This window comes from Pseudomonas purpurea (genome assembly GCF_039908635.1).
GTDB lineage: Bacteria > Pseudomonadota > Gammaproteobacteria > Pseudomonadales > Pseudomonadaceae > Aquipseudomonas > Aquipseudomonas purpurea.
Genome location: NZ_CP150918.1, coordinates 737,989 through 755,620, shown reverse-complemented (window position 1 = coordinate 755,620; position 17,632 = coordinate 737,989). Strand labels below are relative to the sequence as shown.

The 17,632-nt window shown below is 62.2% G+C and carries 17 protein-coding genes and 1 pseudogene; 14 read left to right on the top strand and 4 right to left on the bottom strand.

The genetic code is table 11. From position 1 onward, the window contains the following. The first annotated feature begins 249 nt into the window (after positions 1-249). The gene (locus tag AABM54_RS03360; RefSeq protein ID WP_347903777.1) at positions 250-900 is read left to right on the top strand and encodes a hypothetical protein; all 651 of its coding nucleotides are present in this window, start codon (positions 250-252) and stop codon (positions 898-900) included. Between the two features lie 178 nt (positions 901-1,078). On the opposite strand, the gene cobJ is transcribed toward AABM54_RS03360, so the two are convergent. Genes cobJ through cobG form a run of 4 tightly spaced genes read right to left on the bottom strand, consistent with a single transcriptional unit; the run spans position 1,079 to position 5,439 of the window. Beyond that, entirely contained in the window at positions 1,079-2,785 is a 1,707-nt protein-coding gene (cobJ, locus tag AABM54_RS03355; RefSeq protein WP_347903775.1) for a precorrin-3B C(17)-methyltransferase, read from the bottom strand. Beyond that, positions 2,785-3,516 carry a precorrin-2 C(20)-methyltransferase gene (locus AABM54_RS03350; RefSeq protein WP_347906127.1) on the bottom strand — a complete coding sequence of 244 codons (732 nt, stop codon included), beginning with the start codon at positions 3,514-3,516 and terminating at the stop codon, positions 2,785-2,787. Before AABM54_RS03350 ends, cobJ begins: the two co-directional genes overlap by 1 nt. After that, on the bottom strand, positions 3,516-4,142 hold the full coding sequence (locus AABM54_RS03345) for a precorrin-8X methylmutase (protein ID WP_347903773.1): 627 nt from the start codon (positions 4,140-4,142) through the stop codon (positions 3,516-3,518). The genes AABM54_RS03350 and AABM54_RS03345 overlap by 1 nt, the downstream gene beginning before the upstream one ends. Then, positions 4,135-5,439, bottom strand: coding sequence for a precorrin-3B synthase (gene cobG, locus AABM54_RS03340; RefSeq protein WP_347903772.1), 1,305 nt, complete (start codon positions 5,437-5,439; stop codon positions 4,135-4,137). Before cobG ends, AABM54_RS03345 begins: the two co-directional genes overlap by 8 nt. Before the next feature lie 132 nt (positions 5,440-5,571). On the opposite strand from cobG, the pseudogene cbiE reads away from it, so the two are divergent. From cbiE to AABM54_RS03275, 13 genes and pseudogenes are all read left to right on the top strand, one after another. Continuing rightward, positions 5,572-6,784, top strand: a pseudogene (gene cbiE, locus AABM54_RS03335) (precorrin-6y C5,15-methyltransferase (decarboxylating) subunit CbiE). Then, positions 6,777-7,874, top strand: coding sequence for a cobalt-precorrin-5B (C(1))-methyltransferase (locus tag AABM54_RS03330; protein WP_347903770.1), 1,098 nt, complete (start codon positions 6,777-6,779; stop codon positions 7,872-7,874). The pseudogene cbiE and the gene AABM54_RS03330 overlap by 8 nt, the downstream one beginning before the upstream one ends. Continuing rightward, positions 7,871-8,599 carry a cobalt-precorrin-6A reductase gene (locus AABM54_RS03325; protein WP_347903769.1) on the top strand — a complete coding sequence of 243 codons (729 nt, stop codon included), beginning with the start codon at positions 7,871-7,873 and terminating at the stop codon, positions 8,597-8,599. Before AABM54_RS03330 ends, AABM54_RS03325 begins: the two co-directional genes overlap by 4 nt. A gap of 201 nt (positions 8,600-8,800) precedes the next feature. Next, positions 8,801-9,103, top strand: coding sequence for a type II toxin-antitoxin system RelE/ParE family toxin (locus AABM54_RS03320; RefSeq protein ID WP_347903767.1), 303 nt, complete (start codon positions 8,801-8,803; stop codon positions 9,101-9,103). A gap of 3 nt (positions 9,104-9,106) precedes the next feature. Then, the gene (locus AABM54_RS03315; protein ID WP_347903766.1) at positions 9,107-9,397 is read left to right on the top strand and encodes an addiction module antidote protein; all 291 of its coding nucleotides are present in this window, start codon (positions 9,107-9,109) and stop codon (positions 9,395-9,397) included. A 93-nt stretch (positions 9,398-9,490) separates the two neighbouring features. Next, positions 9,491-9,892 (top strand): DUF2946 domain-containing protein, encoded by a 402-nt coding sequence (locus AABM54_RS03310; RefSeq protein WP_347903764.1) that lies wholly within the window; start codon positions 9,491-9,493, stop codon positions 9,890-9,892. A 47-nt stretch (positions 9,893-9,939) separates the two neighbouring features. Next, on the top strand, positions 9,940-10,419 hold the full coding sequence (locus AABM54_RS03305) for a copper chaperone PCu(A)C (protein WP_347903763.1): 480 nt from the start codon (positions 9,940-9,942) through the stop codon (positions 10,417-10,419). 54 nt (positions 10,420-10,473) lie between these two features. Next, complete coding sequence (locus AABM54_RS03300) at positions 10,474-10,884, top strand: DUF2946 domain-containing protein (RefSeq protein ID WP_347903761.1); 411 nt, start codon at positions 10,474-10,476, stop codon at positions 10,882-10,884. A gap of 90 nt (positions 10,885-10,974) precedes the next feature. Next, the gene (locus tag AABM54_RS03295) at positions 10,975-13,104 is read left to right on the top strand and encodes a TonB-dependent copper receptor (RefSeq protein ID WP_347903760.1); all 2,130 of its coding nucleotides are present in this window, start codon (positions 10,975-10,977) and stop codon (positions 13,102-13,104) included. Between the two features lie 116 nt (positions 13,105-13,220). Beyond that, complete coding sequence (locus AABM54_RS03290; RefSeq protein ID WP_347903759.1) at positions 13,221-14,603, top strand: PepSY domain-containing protein; 1,383 nt, start codon at positions 13,221-13,223, stop codon at positions 14,601-14,603. A gap of 260 nt (positions 14,604-14,863) precedes the next feature. Then, positions 14,864-15,652, top strand: coding sequence for an ABC transporter ATP-binding protein (locus tag AABM54_RS03285; RefSeq protein WP_347903758.1), 789 nt, complete (start codon positions 14,864-14,866; stop codon positions 15,650-15,652). Next, positions 15,649-16,608, top strand: coding sequence for an ABC transporter substrate-binding protein (locus AABM54_RS03280; RefSeq protein ID WP_347903756.1), 960 nt, complete (start codon positions 15,649-15,651; stop codon positions 16,606-16,608). The genes AABM54_RS03285 and AABM54_RS03280 overlap by 4 nt, the downstream gene beginning before the upstream one ends. After that, positions 16,605-17,615 carry an iron ABC transporter permease gene (locus AABM54_RS03275; RefSeq protein ID WP_347903754.1) on the top strand — a complete coding sequence of 337 codons (1,011 nt, stop codon included), beginning with the start codon at positions 16,605-16,607 and terminating at the stop codon, positions 17,613-17,615. Before AABM54_RS03280 ends, AABM54_RS03275 begins: the two co-directional genes overlap by 4 nt. The last annotated feature ends 17 nt before the right edge of the window (positions 17,616-17,632 follow it).

Here is a 17,632-nt window from a genome sequence, read left to right as displayed (position 1 = left end):
CATTGGGCACACCGTGAATCTAACGCATGGCATCCCAGCAAACAATTCCTATTGAATACATCATATGTACAACGACAACCCTGCCCCACAGACCACTCAAACTAAAGCAAGAAACACATAAAGAATAATTTTCATGACAGCACTTCATTCAACGCACACGTCTGCCACTGTAACCTGCACAGGCCACACATAAACTTTGCAGTATTCTTGCAAAGAAAATCACTTATCCACCTTCATCAGGAATAACTCATGAACAATAAAACACCGCACGGGCTGGTGACGGGCCACAATCTTATTTCATGTATCGACGGACTGTCCCTGCAAGACTTTGATGATTTAACGAACTGCACACGGATCGCAACAAGGTCAGCCGACCTCGTTCATAATCGCTTTACCAACTCACAACACTGGCTGGACGAATATGTTCGCACGCTGATGTTTCTTGGCTGGTCGCTTCATGAAGGGGCCATCACGACACGTACACGCTCTGATATTTCGGGGAGTATTGCCGATTTTCTGGTGCGGAGTGCGCAAACCATGAACGATTCTCGGCAAGGGAACGCCATGATTGACACTCTCGACGCCTTGAAGCCCAACAAACCCGCGATACTTTCACTGGATGAAGAAAGCCATAAAGGGCATCGCTTTCAAGTGGCCCCATCCCGTTACGACTCACGTGGAAACCTTCACATGGCAGTCTTTAATCTTGAGCTGGTTGCCAACACCGAAAAGAGCAGCTTTTTATTTTGGGCCTGGGAGAAACAATCAGCAACGCTTGTTCAGCAGAGTGCCTTTCTTAAATTAGACAGAGACGTACTCGACACGAAAAGGGAGCTCATGGAGACTAAACTCCGCGAACAAGTCATGAAACGATTTGCCTTGAGGAAGATGACGCAATAAAACACCACGCTAGATGAGCGACCAAAAAACGTTATTACTCAAGTCAGTCAACGGATTTATTACTCGACATCTACATTCACTACGTAAAAAACCCTTCACACATCAAAAATATGTGGAAGGGTATCAATTTACATTCGAGAGGGCTCAAGCAAAAACGCCCCCGAGGGGGCGTTATCACTCAAGTAGCGGGTTTCTCACCATACCAACGCGGCGTATACACCCACTCACCGCCCTCGGCACGTGGAAATACGCAGGTGGTGGACGAACCGATCAGTACCATGGTGCGCATGTCCACCTGGTCCGGGGTCAGTTGCCCCAACGTGGTGACGCGCAATGTCTGGCCCGGACGACCGATGTCGCGCCCCAGCACCACAGGCGTTTGCGGCGTGCGATGTTGCGCAACGATCTCCAGCGCACGGCCCAACTGCCATGGCCGCGAACGCGAGATGGGGTTGTAGAAGGCCAGGGCCAGATCCGCTTGCGCCGCCAGGTCCAGACGTTTCTCGATGATCGTCCAGGGCTTGAGGTTGTCCGACAGCGACAGCACGCAGAAATCATGACCCAACGGTGCCCCCGCTTGCGCGGCGGTGGCCAATGACGCGGACACCCCCGGCAGGATTTCCAGGTCGACGCTGTGCCAGCTCGCATCGCTGGATTCGTGCAACGCTTCCAGCACCGCAGCGGCCATGGCGAACACGCCGGGGTCACCGGACGATACGACCACCACCGAGCGCCCCTGAGCCGCCAGCTCAAATGCGTGGCGGGCACGCTGCATTTCTTCACGGTTGTCGGTGCAGTGCATGACCTGATCGTCGCGAAATGGTCCAGCCATGCGCACGTAGGTTTCATACCCCAGCACGTCATTGGCCCGGGCCAGTTCGGCCTTGACCGCCGGCACCATCAGCTCGGCCGCGCCCGGGCCCAGGCCAATCACCGCCAGTCGACCGCGAGGACGGCCGATCAGCAGCGGATCGACAGGCTCGGCAGCGACCACGATGGCCATGTCAGCATTGACCTCAATCGAGGTCAGCAACACCGGCACGGCGTTGCGGGCCAACTCATGTGCACTGCCGGGCCCGGCGCAGAATCGCAGCGGCACACCCAACGCCAATGCCGCGTCGCGCAGTGCCGGGTTGGCCATGTCGTTTTCACCCGCCAACAAACAGGCCAGTGATTGCAGCGCAACATTCGCCTCATGCAGGGCCGTGCGAATGGTAACGGCCAGATCAGGTGTCCCGGCCTTCACCGCCACCAACACGCTGCGTGGATAAATCAGCAGCTCATTGGCACTCGGCTGACGTTCGGCATGACCGACATGGATCGCCAATCGCGCCTGCTGATCTTCCGGCAACTGCGCCTCGGCCAGCCACGGGGCCGGGCCTTCGATACGCACCGATTCGCCGGCAAGCAAATCCGAAACAAAGCGCTTGCCCAACTCCAGATCGCCCAAGGCGTAACCGCTCGGAGGGTTGAGCAGGCAGGTGCCGAAGCGCAGTTCACCGCTGGTGGTAATGGCGGGTGACACACCCAGACCGGCAGCGATTTCCCGCGCCAGCACGTTCACCCCGCCCAGGCCGCCGAGCAGCGGCACCACGGCGCTGCCATCCTCGGCAACGGCCAACACCGGCGGCTCGACGCCCTTCTCCAGCAACATCGGCGCCAGCGTGCGAATGACGATCCCGGCCGCGCACAACGCGATGATCGGCGCGTCCTGACGATAGAGTTCACGCAGTGTCGCGCCAAACTCGTGGTAAGTACGATCTGCACCGTCGACCCGCTCGGCCAGACCGTAAATCAATGCCGCCGGATAGCGCTGTTGAATCTTGCGGGCGGTGGCGAGGCTGCCATTGCCGAGAATGACAATTGCCGGAACTGGACGGGCCATCAGCCTTGCCACCTTTCGCCGGGAACGATGATCAGCGAAAAGTACGGCGAGGACATCGGCTCGACCTGATCCAGCGGCACGATCTTCTGATTGGCCATGGTGGCGCGCTCGACATACAACGCACGCTCCGCCAGACCGAGTTCTTCCAGTACCTGGCGGACTTTGGGGAAATTACGCCCCAGCTTCATGACGACGGCCGCGTCAGCATCGGCCAATCGACGCTTGAGTTCTTCATGAGGCAGCACACCGGACAGCACCGACAAGCTCTGATTGCGATACACCAACGGCGCGCCCAGCACCGAGGCACCGCCGAGCATCGAGCAGACGCCCGGCACCACTTCGGCTTCGTAGCGCTCAGCGAGGCGGTCGTGCAGGTACATGTAAGAGCCGTAGAAGAACGGATCACCCTCGCAGATCACCGCCACATCACGCCCGGCGTCCAGGTGCGCGGCGAGCTCTTCGCCGGCCGCATCGTAAAAATCGCTGATCACTTGCTCATAGGAAAGCGGCGGCGCCAGCGTCTCGGTGGTCACCGGATAGACCAGCGGCACCAGGGTTTGCGCGTCCTGCAAATGCGCTTCGATGATGCCGAAGGCGTTACCCTTTTTGCCCTTGGCGACAAAATACGCCACCACCGGCGACTCGCGCAGCAAGCGCAGGGCTTTGACGGTAATCAGTTCCGGGTCACCGGGGCCCACGCCCAGGCCGATCAAACGTCCAGGTTGCTGCATCATTCGATCTCCGTCGCGAGCGCATTGACCGCAGCCGCCGCCATGGCGCTGCCGCCCAGCCGACCTTGCATGATCACAAACGGCACGCCACGGCTGTCCGCCGCGAGCATGGCCTTGGATTCGGCGGCGCCGACAAACCCCACCGGGAAGCCGAGAATCAGCGCCGGTTTCGGGGCTCCGGCATCGAGCATTTCCAGCAGATAAAACAGTGCGGTCGGCGCGTTGCCGATCACCACCACGCTGCCTTCCAGGTGCGGGCGCCAAAGCTCCAGCGCAGCGGCCGAGCGGGTGTTGCCCAGTTCACGTGCCAGGTCTGGAACGCTGTCGTCGCGCAGGGTGCAAATGACTTCGTTGTTGGCCGGCAAGCGCGTACGGGTCACGCCTTCGGACACCATCCGCGCATCACACAGAATCGGCGCACCGGCCGCCAGCGCATCACGCCCGGCCTTGCCCGCGCCCTCGGAAAACTGCAGACCGTCGATGGCCTCGACCATGCCGCAGGCGTGGATCACCCGCACCGCGAGTTTTTCCAGATCGGCCGGGATCCGCTCGAGGTTGGCCTCGGCGCGAATGATCGCGAAGGAGTTGCGATAGATCTCCTGACCGTCGCGGATGTAATCAAGCATCAAGGGGGCTCCGTGGGCAGGCGTCAATCAATGCGCCCGCCGCGTCAATAGTAAGATTGCGTGCTTGCAGGACACCGAAACCCGGCTGCCCCGCATCGCGAAAATAGAGGTCGTAATGACCGGGGCCGACCGCCAGCAACGTGACCGGCGCAGTGTGCGCAGCGGCGCATGAGCGCGGGCAACCGGACAAGTGCACATTCACGGCACCACCCTGGCGTTGCAGCAGCGCGGCCAGTTGCAAGGCGTCGCCCTTGGTGTCGGCCAGGCCTTTGCCGCAACCGCTTGCACCGGTGCAGGCAATCAAGTGCGCCAGGGCCTGGTCAGGTGAACAGAGAAACCCCAGTTGCTCCAAATGCTGCGTAACAACGGCGGCATCCTCGCGGCGAATCGAGGGCAACAGCAGGCTTTGCCATGGGGTAAAACGCAGGCTGCCATCGCCATACTCAGTGGCCAGCCGCGCCGCGCCCCTGAGCATCGACGAATCAAGGCGCCCCAAAGGCGTAACCGCACCCACATAGGCCCGGTCGCTTTCACGTTGTGGATAAGTGCCGATGTGCAGCAACGGCTCAGCCTGCGGACGCTGCCAGTCGAGCGGGATCACTGGCACGCGCGCTGCCAGACGCTGCACAAACTCAGCCACCGGCCGCTCCGCCAGCAGGTGACGCATGCGTGTTTGCTCAGGCAGGGCCAGGTCGAGAAACAACTCCAGCACCGCGACCACCAAGGCGTGCCCATGGGAAAGTGCTACCGCGCCCAAAGGCTTGTCCAGCGGCGAGCCTGCCAATCCGAAGGCCAGCAACGGTTCATCGCCGCGCACCAACGCCGATAACCACAGGTCATGGCCATGCTCGAGCATCGCCAGCGCTTCACCGCCATCGAGCTGCACGGCGAACTTGGCCGACAAGTCGTGGAAGCGGACGTTGGTTTGCAAGGTCGCGAGTATCTGTTCGGCGAGCGGTCGGGTATCGATCAACCTATGTCGGTCGATGCCTGCGCTCGGGCTGAGCATCAGGTTGCGCACATCGTCCCCGGCGGCCGTGGTCGGCCCAAGCCCGGCAGCCAGCAGGCTGTCGATCAACGCGGACTGCTCGCTGCCAATGCCTCGAATCTGCAGGTTGGCGCGGTTCGTTGCCTCGATCACCCCCCCGGCGTAACGCTCGGCGGCATCAGCCACCGCATTGGCCTGGGCAACGCTGATCGAGCCGCCCGTCAACTTGATCCGGCAAATGCCACCGTCCAACGCCTGGACAATGCGCAGCAACCCCGGGCAGGCCGAGGGGCGTATGGCTGTGGACATCTGGCGTTCGTTCAAAGGAGTGACCGGCTAAGAGGTAGAAGCGCTTCGCGGGCGAAGGCGCGGTATTATGCCTGCTTTGTCCGAAGGCATGAAAAGCCTGCCCGTCGGAACGCACACGTTTGAGGAATATTGATGGCGCCCTGGCTGACAGTCGTAGGCATTGGTGAAGACGGCTTCAAGGGCTTGGGCAAGAATGCCCGGCGTGCCTTGCTGGGTGCCTCGCGGATTGTCGGCGGGCAGCGGCAACTGGATCTGTTGCCCGTGTGCATCCGTGGCGAGCGCCAATTATGGCCCAGTCCGTTCTCCCTGGAGCCGGTGTTGGCCCGACACGGCGAGCCGGTCTGCGTGCTGGCGAGCGGCGATCCGATGTTCTTCGGCGTCGGTGCCAGCCTGGCGCGGCAGGTGCCGAACGATCAAATGCTGATCATCCCCGCACCCTCTTCCTGCTCCCTGGCCGCCGCCCGAATGGGCTGGCCGTTGCAAGAAGTCCTCACCCTGTCAGTGGTTGCACGCCCGGTGGCGGCGCTCAGTGCGCAGCTGTTCAGCGGCGTTCGGCTGTTGGTGTTGAGCAACGATGGCCAAAGCCCGGCGGCGATAGCGGCGCTGTTGCGTGAGCGAGGTTTCGGGCCTAGCCGGCTCAGCGTACTGGAACATCTGGGTGGCGAGGCCGAACAGCGTGTCGACGGCAGCGCTGGTGACTGGAACGACCCAACCATCGCGGACCTGAACGTGGTCGCGATCGAGTGCATCGCCGAATCGAACACCCCGCGCCTGTCACGCTTGGCCGGGCTACCGGATTCAGCGTTCAAACATGACGGCCAACTGACCAAACGCGATGTGCGGGCCATCACCCTCGCCCGCCTGGCCCCGGTGCCCGGCGAACTGCTTTGGGACGTTGGCGCCGGCAGCGGCTCAATCGGCATCGAATGGATGCGCGCCCACCCGAGCTGCCGCGTGTTGGCCATCGAAGCCGATGAAGGGCGCCAGCACCTGATCGAACACAACCGCGACGCCCTCGGCGTGCCCGGCCTGCAATTGATTCGTGGCAGCGCCCCGCATGCATTGGCCGACCTTGAGCGGCCCGATGCAATTTTCATCGGTGGCGGCGTGACCCGCGACGGCGTACTCGACACCTGCTGGGCCCTGCTCAAACCCGGTGGGCGGCTGATCGCCAACGCCGTCACGCTGCAAAGCGAAATGACCTTGATGGCCTGGCGCGAACAACACGGCGGTGAACTGACGCGCATCCATATCGCTCAGGCCCCAGCCGCTGGGCGAGTTCGACACTTGGCGCCAAGCGTTGCCGATCACCTTGCTCGACGTGATGAAACCCTTCGATGCGTGACGAAACCGCCGAACAACCCGCGCCCCTGCGCAGCGGCCTGACCACCGGAAGTTGCGCCACGGCCACCAGCCTCGCGGCTGCGCGTTTGCTGCTCAGCGGGGCAAGCGCCGACGCGGTGGAGATCGTGCTGCCCAAAGGCAAGCAAGTGCAAATGCGCCTGGAGTTCTGCCGCGCCACCGCCGAGGGCGCCGAAGCCGGAACGATCAAGGACGCCGGTGACGACCCGGACGTAACCCATGGTGCTTTGCTCTACAGCCAGGTGCGGTTGGTCAGCGAACCCGGCATTCGTTTCAACGCCGGCAAAGGCGTCGGCACCGTCACCCGCCCAGGGCTGGTACTGGGCGTCGGGGAGCCGGCAATCAATCCGGTGCCGCGCAAAATGATGACCGAGCACTTGCAGTTACTGGCTACCGAGTTCAGTTACGGCGGTGGTTTTGAGGTGACGGTCAACGTCGAGGACGGCGAAGCCCTGGCGCTGAAAACCATGAACCCGCGCCTGGGCATTCTGGGCGGTTTGTCGATCCTGGGCACCAGCGGCATCGTCCGGCCGTTTTCCTGCGCGGCCTACATTGCATCGATTCATCAGGGCATCGACGTCGCCAAAACCAACGGCTACCTGCACATCGCGGCCTGCACCGGCAACGCCAGCGAAGACACCATGCGCCGGGTCTACAAATTGCCGGAAATCGCCCTGATCGAAATGGGCGACTTTGTCGGTGCGGTGCTCAAGCACCTGCGCAAAGTGCCTGTGGATAAACTCAGCCTGTGCGGCGGCTTCGGCAAGATCAGCAAACTGGCGGCCGGACACATGGACTTGCACAGCCGCCATTCGAGCATCGACCTGCCGCAACTGGCCGAGTGGGCCGCTGCCGTGGGCGCCGATGACGCCTTGCAACAAAACATTCGCGAAGCCAATACCAGCCAACAAGCCTTGGCCATGGCCAGCGCCGCCGGCATCGCCCTGGGCGATGCGGTGTGCCAGCACGCCCTGGACTTCGCGCGCAGCGTGGTGCCCAAACAGGTTCAGGTCGAGGTGTTTGCCATCGACCGCCAGGGCGGCATCGTGGGCCATGCGGGAGCCTTTCAATGAAGCGCCTGTTGCTGCTCGGCGGCGTCACCGAAGCCCTGGCGATTGCCCGCACCCTTGGCCCGCAACATGTCTACAGCCTGGCGGGCGTGGGCCGGGTGCCAACCGACCTGACGTGCCAGGTGCGGGTCGGCGGCTATGGCGGCGCTCAAGGCCTGGCGCAGTTCATCCAGGAGGAAGGCATCGACCTGCTGCTCGACGCCACTCACCCTTACGCTGCACAAATCAGCCAGAACGCCGCCATTGCCGCGCAGTTGAGTACCATCCCGTGCTGGGCCCTGCGCCGCCCGGCGTGGCAAGCGCAGGCTGGGGATGACTGGCGGGAAGTCAGTGACTGGAGCGCGCTGATCACAGCACTGAAACCGTTCAAACGGCCGCTGTTCACCCTGGGCCGCGAACCGTTGCAACACCTGCATGAGATTCCGCCGGAACAGTTCTGGACCTTGCGCGCATTAGACGTTTACCCCGGCAACGAACGCTGCGAAGTGATCGGCGCACGCGGACCGTTTTTCATCGAGGATGAACGCACACTGTTCGAACGCCGGCACATTGATGTGCTGATCAGCAAGAACAGCGGCAGCACCGCCACCGAGCCCAAGCTTGAGGTGGCACGCGAACGCGGGGTGCCGGTGTTGATTCTCAAGCGGCCGGAGTTGCCGGGGGTTGAGCGGGAGTTTGAAAGCGTGCCTGCAGTTTTAGAGGCACTGTCAGCGTCAGACCGTTCCTGATACCTGACTGTCAGAGCGAATCGACAGACATCATTCCCCGAAAGAGCCGTCTGGCCAGACTCAACGGTTCGGCTCAACATCCCCAGAGTGTTCCTGAACCTTCCCCCCCCCAAAACAAGAACCAGCCCCGACTGGCAAGCGGCGGTCGTCTTGAGAAAAGTGCGTCCTTGCCAACTTGTATCCCATGGAATACGATTCGACATGATCGACTTCGTGCAGTCACGACTGTTTTCCGATTGGCTTCACTCACTCAAGGACACCATTGGAAAAGCTCGCCTGATCGCCAGGCTTCGAGCTGCCGAGCATGGGAATTTCGGTGATTGCGCAGCCGTAGGTGCAGCGGTTTATGAAATGCGTGTTCATTACGGTCCCGGCTACAGGATGTACTTCACTCGTAAAGGTGAGAGGGTCTATCTGCTATTGGCAGGTGGTGACAAGTCGACGCAACAACGCGACATCAAACGCGCTCAACAGATAGCGCTGAACATCGGTAGTGAGGAGTAAATCATGACCGAACAATTCACCCGTTTTGACGCTGCCGAATTTCTTAAAACACCGGCGGAAATGGCGGCTTACCTGGATGCCTGTTTTGATGAGGACGCCGGTGACGGCGTATTGGTACGTGCGGCGCTCAATGACATTGCCCGGGCAAAAGGCATGACGCAGGTTGCCCGAGAGGCTGGCCTGGGTCGTGAGAGCCTGTACAAGGCGTTGGGCAGCTCCGGCAACCCGGAATTCGCGACTATCATGAAGGTGATGAAAGCCTTGGGTCTCAAGCTGCATGCCACCGCAGCCTGATCCGTGCGACACCACACCGCACAGCGGGTTTTTACTTATGGCCACCGATCAGGCTAAATACCCGCCTGAACGCCCACCCACCGGATCTGTCCCATGTCCCGACAACGGCTAGCATTTGCCTGGATCGCCTGCTTCGCAGTGCTGTTCAATATGCTTGCCATGCCGATGTCCGGTGCGATGGCTCAAGGGGCCGGTCAGTCGCCCGCCGAACAGTTGCTGTGGGGCAGTTTCTGTTCTTCCGGCGGCACGAAACTGGTGGCGATCTCCCTGGGCAAGCTTGAGCAAAACGCCCCGCAGAATGACGACCATTCGAACATGCAGCATTGCTGGTGCTGTTCGGGTTCCGCGCCGCTGGTGGCGTTGCCGGGCCATGTCCCGCAGCTGTATTTCGCGCGTTTGGAGGCCAATCGCAGCCTGCCTCCGCCAACCCTCGACAGCCCCACCCCGCGCCAGCAATGGCCGAGTCTCAATCCCCGTGCTTCTCCTCTAGTCTGATTACCGTCGCAATTGATCTGCGTGTTTAATCGTTCTGGAGAACTGCCATGTTGAAGAAACTTATCGTTCTGGCCGCGTTGCTGGTGCCTGCCTGCTTTGCCAATGCTCACGAATACAACGCGGGCGACATTCACATCGCTCACCCGTGGTCGCAAGAACTGCCGCCCAATGCCCCCACCGTGGCCGCCTATTTTGTGATTCACAACAACGGCCAAACCGCCGACCGCCTGCTCAGCGTGGCCTCGCCGATTTCGGGCAAAGCCGAGCTGCACGAGCATGTGAAACAGGGCGACCTGATGAAAATGCAGCAGGTGCCGAGCGTCGATATCCCGGCGGGAGGCGACCTGACCTTTGCCCCGATGGCCTATCACGTGATGCTGCTGGAGCTCAAGGACCGCAGCCTGCTGAGTGACGGCAAACACTTCCCGCTGACCCTGCATTTCGAAAAATCCGGGGACGTGACGGTTGACGTCGCCGTGCAGAAAAAAGCCCCGGACGGGATGCCAGAGCACGCCCACGCCCAGTAATCACAGCCTGAACTCCCCGTGAACGCAGGGCGCTCGCCCGGCGTCAGGCGATCCGTGCCGCCTCGACACTCCCTGAGGGTCAAACGCGGCAGCTGGATCAGCCTGTTCGCCATGCTGATGATCTTTATCGGTCCACTGATTTCTCAGTCGATGCCGATGGATCGACGCATGCCGATGTCCATGAGCCATTCGATGGACATGCGCGCGGACGAGCCCGGCTGCCACGCCACTTCGCAGCCAACCGCCCAACACGCCAAGGTCCAGAGCGAACGGCATGTGCTCTGGGAAAAGTGCGGCTATTGCAGCCTGCTCTTCAACTGCCCGGCGCTGCCTGGCAGCCTGTCGTTTGCAATGTTCGACACCCCTCCCGCCAGCCCTTTCATCAGCCCCTCCCCCCGCCTGGGCCACGCCCGGCAAACGGTCTTTCCCGGTGCTCGCAGCCGCGCTCCTCCCATCGTCGCGTAACACCCCGCACACCACCTCACACGGCCGACTGTTGAAAAAACAGCCGTAGGCTGCCGGCTGTGTTGTTTACGACTGATTGATGGAAGTTTTATGTCCAGGTTTTCTGCTGACACCCGTTTCAACGCGACTCCTGCACCCTTTGCCCTGAACGCACCTCATGCCCGCTTCAAACACGCCACGGCGGTTTTGTGCGGCGCCCTGCTGACGCCATTCGCCTTGGCGGCCGAGCAGCCGGCTGACCATAGCCAGCACACCGAAGAACTGAGCCCGACGGTGATCACCGCCATCGCGCCCAGCTCGCCACTGACCATCGTCACCAACCCCAAGGACCCGCGCCAACCCGTGCCGGCCAGCGACGGCGCCGACTACCTCAAGACCATTCCCGGTTTCGCCCTGGTGCGCAACGGCGGCACCAACGGTGACCCGGTGCTGCGCGGCATGTTCGGTTCACGCCTGAACATCCTCACCAACGGCGGCATGGTGCTCGGCGCCTGCCCTGGCCGAATGGACGCCCCGACCTCGTACATTTCCCCGGAAACCTACGACAAGCTGACCGTGATCAAGGGCCCGCAAACCGTACTCTGGGGCCCTGGCGCCTCGGCCGGCACCATCCTGTTTGACCGCGAACCGGAAAGCTTCGGCGAGCTGGGCACACGGGTCAACGCCAGCATGCTGGCCGGGTCCAACGGGCGTTTCGACAAACTCGTCGACGCTGCTGCCGGCGGCCCGCTGGGCTACGTGCGAGTGATCGGCAACACGGCCCATTCCGATGATTACCGTGACGGCAACAACGACACTGTGCCGTCGCGCTACGACAAGTGGAACGGCGACGTGGCCGTCGGCTGGACCCCGGACGCCGACACCCTGCTGGAACTCACCGCCGGCAAGGGCGACGGCGAAGCCCGCTCTGCCGGGCGCGGCATGGACGGTTCGCAATTCAAGCGCGAAAGCCTGGGGCTGCGGTTCGAGCGCTCGAACCTCGGCGAGGTCCTGGACAAGGTCGAGGCACAGGTCTACTACAACTACGCCGACCATGTGATGGACAACTACACCCTGCGCAAGCCGTCCGGCACCGGGATGATGGCCGGGCCAATGGCCTCCAACGTCGACCGCCGAACCCTCGGTGCGCGAATCAAGGCCACCTGGCACTGGGCCGATGTGCAACTGATCAGCGGCCTCGATGCCCAGACCAACGAGCATCGAAAACGCGCCGCGATGGGCATCGACGCCTACAAGGAAGTACCGCGCGAGAAGGACGCCGACTTCCACAACTACGGTGTCTTCGGCGAACTGACCTGGTATGCCGCCGACCGCGACCGCCTGATCACCGGTGCCCGTCTGGACCGCGCTTCGGCCAAGGATTTCCGCCAGACCATCGGCTCCGGGATGATGGCCCGCGCCAACCCGACGGCCGACGAAACCCGTGCCGACACCCTGCCCAGTGGCTTTGTGCGGTATGAGCACGACCTGGCGGACAGCCCGACCACCCTCTACGCAGGCCTGGGCCATGCGCAACGCTTCCCGGATTACTGGGAGCTGTTCTCGCCCAAGTCCGGCCCGGCCGGTTCGGTCAATGCCTTCGACTCGATCAAGCCTGAAAAAACCACTCAGCTAGACTTCGGCCTGCAATACAAAACCCAGGATCTGGAAGCCTGGGCCTCGGGATACGTCGGTCAGGTGCGCGACTACATCCTGTTCAACTACACGCCAGGGAAGATGGGCATGACCTCTCAGGCTCAAAACATCGACGCCCGGATCATGGGCGGCGAACTCGGTGCGGCCTACAAGCTGACCTCCAACTGGAAAGCCGATGCAACCCTGGCCTACGCCTGGGGCAAGAACAGCAGCGATGGCAAGGCACTGCCACAGATGCCGCCGCTGGATGCGCGATTCGGCCTGACCTACAGCGAAGACAACTGGAGCGCGGGCGCCTTGTGGCGAGTGGTCGCGGCGCAGAACCGCATCGACCAGAACAAGGGCAACGTGGTCGGCAAGGACTATGAGAAGAGCTCAGGCTTCGGCGTGTTCTCGCTCAACGGTGCCTACCGGATCAACAAGCACTGGAAGGTCAGCAGCGGCGTCGACAACCTCTTTGGCAAGGCCTACGCCGAGCACTTGAACCTGGCCGGCAACGCCGGGTTCGGCTACCCGGCCAATGACCCGCAAGCCATCAATGAACCAGGGCGCACGCTCTGGACCAAGGTAGACATGAGCTTCTAAAAAAGCATCGTCGGAACGCCGCCCGGCGCGAGCCGGCTCCGAGCGGCGTCCCGATGATCGGTTGCACAGCAACCGCAAAAAAATAACGACACAATCGCCTAGCGGAGTGCTTTCTGATGAGCCAACCGAAACCAAGCTTCTACAACCTGGCGTGGCGCTGGCATTTTTATGCCGGGCTGTTCGTCGCCCCTTTCATGGTGATGCTGGCCCTGACCGGCATCATTTATCTGTTCAAACCGCAACTCGATCCGCTGATGTACGGCGAGTTGCTGAACGTTCCGGCCGGGCATCACCGCCTCAGTGCCGACGAGCAATTGAAGCGTGTGCAAGCGGCTTACCCGCAAGGCCACATCAGCCAATACCTGCCGCCGGTCAACGCCGAACGCAGCGCGCAATTCGTCGTGAAAAGCCCCGGCAGCGAGCTGAACGTCTTCATCGATCCCTACCACGGCGACATCCTTGGCGAGCAGGATGCCAAGAGCAACCTGCAAGCCATCGCCCGGGCCATTCACGGCGAACTGATGATCGGCACCGTCGGTGACCGCCTCGTGGAACTGGCCGCGAGTTGGGGCGTGGTGCTGGTGGTGTCCGGGGTATTTCTCTGGTGGCCGCGCGGCAGAACCGGCGCCGGTATTCTTTGGCCACGGCTGAACGCTCGCGGGCGGTTGCTGTGGCGTGACCTGCATGCGGTCACCGGGTTCTGGGGCGCGGCGCTGCTGCTGGTGATGCTGCTCAGTGGCATGACCTGGACCGGGTTCTGGGGCAAGCAATACGCCGACCTCTGGAACCGTTTTCCGGTGGCGATGTGGAACGACGTGCCCAAGTCTGACGAAGAAGCCCGCAGCCTCAACAGCGCGACGCGCCAGACCGTGCCGTGGGCGATGGAAAACACGCCGATGCCGATGTCCGGCGATCACGCCGAACACATGGCCCACAACGCGCCATCGACCGGCCCGGCCGCACCGACCATCAGCTTGCAGGATGTGCAGAATATCGCCACCCAGCGCAAGGTCGAGCCCGGTTACAGCATCACGTTCCCGACCACCGCCAGCGGCGTGTTCACGATTGCAGTGTTCGCCGACGACCCACGCAACGACGCCACCCTGCACATTGACCAATACACCGGAAAAGTCCTGGCCGATGTGCGCTGGCAGCACTACAGCACCGTTGCCCGCGCCACGGAAGTCGGCGTGATGTTGCATGAGGGCAAGATGTTCGGCGTGTTCAATCAGATCGTCGTGTTGCTGATCTGCCTGATGATTCTGCTCAGCGCAGTCAGCGGTGTGGTGATCTGGTGGAAACGCCGTCCTCAGGGCCGAATGGGCGTACCGCCCCTGCGTCATGACTTGCCGACCTGGAAAACCGGGGTCGTGATCATGCTCGCACTGGCGCTGGTCTTTCCGTTGGTGGCGGCGTCGCTGATCGTGGTTTTGGGGGTGGATCGCGTGCTGCTGTCGCGCTTCAAGCAGCAAACTGAATCGGCCTCATCTTCATCCTGAATACAGCGAGATGCATGAAGAGTCTCTGAAGACTCTACAATGCCGGCCCACGTCGGATCGTCAGTGAGCGGACACCTGTGGCGAGGGGGCTTGCCCCCGTTGGGCTGCGAAACGGCCCTGAAATCAACAACCCGGTTCTGTCATGCAGACCCCAAGCGTTGGTTTTACGACTGCTGCGCAGCCGAACGGGGGCAAGCCCCCCTCGCCACAAAAAACCCTTAGCCACAAGGCAACACAGCTTGACCATCGAAAGGAATGGCATGACCTCGCTGAACCTCACCCACCTCGCCTGGACACCTCTGGGCCACGGCCACTGTCATCACCAGTTCCAACTGCGTGACGCCAGCCTGCGTGTGGCCGCCGGGGAGTTCGTCGGGTTGATCGGGCCCAACGGCAGCGGCAAGACCAGCCTGCTGCGGTGCGCCTATCGCTTCAGCAAACCGGAAAGCGGCGAGGTGGCGCTCGATCACCAGAACGTCTGGAAACAGTCCTCGCGCTGGTGCGCCCAACGCATCGCGGTGGTGTTGCAGGAATTTCCCGACGCCTTCGGCCTGACGGTCGACGAGGTGGTCGCCATGGGCCGCACGCCACACAAGGGCCTGTTCGATGGCGATACGTTGCACGACCGGCGCATTGCGCAACAGGCGTTGGAATCGGTGGGGCTCAGAGGTTTCGAGGACCATGCTTTCGCGACCCTGTCCGGGGGCGAAAAACAGCGGGTGATCCTTGCCCGCGCCCTGGCGCAACAACCGCAACTGCTGATCCTCGACGAACCCACCAATCACCTCGACCCACGCTATCAGCTCGAATTGCTGCAACTGGTCAAACGCTTGCAGATCGGCACCCTGGCGAGCATCCACGACCTGAACCTGGCCGCCGCGTTCTGCGATCGCCTGTACGTGATCAACCACGGCCGCATCGTCGCCAGCGGCACGCCAAAGGAAGTGCTGACCGCCACGCTGCTGCGCGAGGTGTTCGGCGTCCAGGCACTGATCGATGAACACCCCTTGTCCGGCTACCCACGAATCACCTGGATTACCCACCCATGACCTTGCGCACCCTGCTCCGCTCCAGCCTCGCCATCGCCCTGCTGCTGGGCACGGCCCAAGCCTTCGCCGAAGCGACTCATTACCCGCTGACGATCCAGAGCTGCAACCGCGAGGTGACCTTCAAGGAGGCGCCGAAACACGCGCTGAGTCACGACATCAACATGACCCAGATGCTGATTTCCCTCGGCCTCAAGCCACGAATGGTCGGCTACAGCGGCATCAGTGGCTGGAAAGCCGTGACACCGGAACTGCGGGTGATCCTCGACGGCTTGCCGGAACTGGCGGCCAAATACCCGTCGGTGGAAACCCTGCTCAACGCCAACGTCGACTTCCTCTTTGCGGGCTGGGATTACGGCATGCGCGTGGGCGGCGACCTGACCCCGCAAACACTCGGGCCGCTGGGGATCAATGTCTATGAACTGACCGAGTCCTGCGCCTTCGTGATGAAGCGTCCGGCGGCCACCCTCGACGACACTTACAACGACCTGCGCAACCTAGGGAAAATCTTCGACGTGCAGGACCGCGCCACTCAGTTGATCAGTGAGATGCAGGCACGCGTGGCCGACGCTCGCAAAGACCTGCCCACCGAAAAACCCCGCGTGTTTCTCTACGACAGCGGCGAAGACCGCGCCATGACCTCGGGCCGCCTGGGCATGCCGCAAGCGCTGATCGATGCCGCTGGCGGGCACAACATTCTCGATGACGTCGAGGCCAGCTGGACACGGGTGAACTGGGAGAACGTGGTCGAGCGCAATCCGCAGGTGATCGTGATCGTCGACTACGGCGAAGTCACCGCCGAACAGAAGCAGCAATTTCTGCTGGACAACAAGGCGCTGCAATCGGTGGACGCGATCAAGAACCAGCGTTTCATCGTCATCCCTTACGTGCAGGCCACGCCGGGGATCGACAACGCGCTGGCGGTAGAAGTGCTGGCCAAGGGTTTCCACGGCGGATGATCAATCGTCGTTATGCCTGGCTGCTCACTGCCCTCGGCGCCCTGCTGCTGGTGTCGTGCGTGGTGTCGCTGGGCTTTGGCGCAGCCAGGGTGCCGGTGGACGTGGTCTGGCGGATTCTGCTGCATAAAGCCCTGGGCGTCGGCGAGGTGAACTGGAGTGCCGGGCAGGAGCATATCGTCTGGCTGATCCGGGTGCCGCGCATGCTGCTGGGCGCGCTGGTGGGCGCCGGGCTGGCGCTGATCGGCGCGGTATTGCAAGCCGTCACGCGCAACCCGCTGGCCGACCCGCACTTGCTGGGTGTGACCTCTGGCGCCACCCTCGGCGCGGTGATCGTGGTGCTGCACGTGGGGGAAATCGTCGGGCTGCTGACTTTGCCGATTGCGGCGTTTATCGGTGCGCTGCTGAGCATGTTGATCGTGCTTGCCATCGCCAGCCGCCATGGCCGACTGGACAGTGACCGACTGCTGCTGTGCGGGGTCGCCGTGTCCTTCGTGATGATGGCCATCGCCAACCTGTTGCTGTTCCTCGGCGATCACCGCGCCAGTTCCGCCGTGATGTTCTGGATGCTCGGCGGCCTCGGTCTGGCACGCTGGGAACTGTTGGCCGTGCCGGCCGCCAGCGTGTTGCTCGGGCTGGTGTTGCTGGTGGGCATGGCCCGCCCGTTGAATGCCCTGATGGCCGGCGAGCAAACCGCCGTGACCCTTGGCCTGAACGCCCGCACTGTGCGCTTGCGGGTGTTCGTGATCGCCTCGTTGATGACCGGCGTGCTGGTGTCCATCAGCGGTTCGATCGGTTTTGTCGGGCTGATGGTGCCGCACATTGCCCGGCGCCTGGTCGGGGCGGAACACCGAAGACTGCTGCCGGTGTGCGTGTTGCTCGGCAGTGTTTTCCTCGTTTGGGTCGACGTAGCAGCACGAACCTTGATTGCACCGGAAGATCTGCCGATAGGTGTGGCCACCGCCGCCATCGGCGGCCTGTTCTTCATCGGCCTGATGCGCCGCCGCTAAACTCGGCGCGATCAATT

Excerpts from the sequence above, each read along its gene's own strand:
- AABM54_RS03275 (WP_347903754.1), top strand. The coding sequence starts at position 16,605 with ATGATCAATCGTCGTTATGCCTGGCTGCTCACTGCCCTCGGCGCCCTG.
- AABM54_RS03345 (WP_347903773.1), bottom strand. The coding sequence starts at position 4,142 with ATGCTTGATTACATCCGCGACGGTCAGGAGATCTATCGCAACTCCTTC.
- AABM54_RS03310 (WP_347903764.1), top strand. The coding sequence starts at position 9,491 with ATGTCCCGACAACGGCTAGCATTTGCCTGGATCGCCTGCTTCGCAGTG.
- AABM54_RS03330 (WP_347903770.1), top strand. The coding sequence starts at position 6,777 with ATGCGTGACGAAACCGCCGAACAACCCGCGCCCCTGCGCAGCGGCCTG.
- AABM54_RS03360 (WP_347903777.1), top strand. The coding sequence starts at position 250 with ATGAACAATAAAACACCGCACGGGCTGGTGACGGGCCACAATCTTATT.
- AABM54_RS03295 (WP_347903760.1), top strand. The coding sequence starts at position 10,975 with ATGTCCAGGTTTTCTGCTGACACCCGTTTCAACGCGACTCCTGCACCC.
- AABM54_RS03315 (WP_347903766.1), top strand. The coding sequence starts at position 9,107 with ATGACCGAACAATTCACCCGTTTTGACGCTGCCGAATTTCTTAAAACA.
- cobJ (WP_347903775.1), bottom strand. The coding sequence starts at position 2,785 with ATGGCCCGTCCAGTTCCGGCAATTGTCATTCTCGGCAATGGCAGCCTC.
- AABM54_RS03305 (WP_347903763.1), top strand. The coding sequence starts at position 9,940 with ATGTTGAAGAAACTTATCGTTCTGGCCGCGTTGCTGGTGCCTGCCTGC.
- AABM54_RS03320 (WP_347903767.1), top strand. The coding sequence starts at position 8,801 with ATGATCGACTTCGTGCAGTCACGACTGTTTTCCGATTGGCTTCACTCA.
- cobG (WP_347903772.1), bottom strand. The coding sequence starts at position 5,439 with ATGTCCACAGCCATACGCCCCTCGGCCTGCCCGGGGTTGCTGCGCATT.
- AABM54_RS03280 (WP_347903756.1), top strand. The coding sequence starts at position 15,649 with ATGACCTTGCGCACCCTGCTCCGCTCCAGCCTCGCCATCGCCCTGCTG.
- AABM54_RS03290 (WP_347903759.1), top strand. The coding sequence starts at position 13,221 with ATGAGCCAACCGAAACCAAGCTTCTACAACCTGGCGTGGCGCTGGCAT.
- AABM54_RS03325 (WP_347903769.1), top strand. The coding sequence starts at position 7,871 with ATGAAGCGCCTGTTGCTGCTCGGCGGCGTCACCGAAGCCCTGGCGATT.
- AABM54_RS03285 (WP_347903758.1), top strand. The coding sequence starts at position 14,864 with ATGACCTCGCTGAACCTCACCCACCTCGCCTGGACACCTCTGGGCCAC.
- AABM54_RS03350 (WP_347906127.1), bottom strand. The coding sequence starts at position 3,516 with ATGCAGCAACCTGGACGTTTGATCGGCCTGGGCGTGGGCCCCGGTGAC.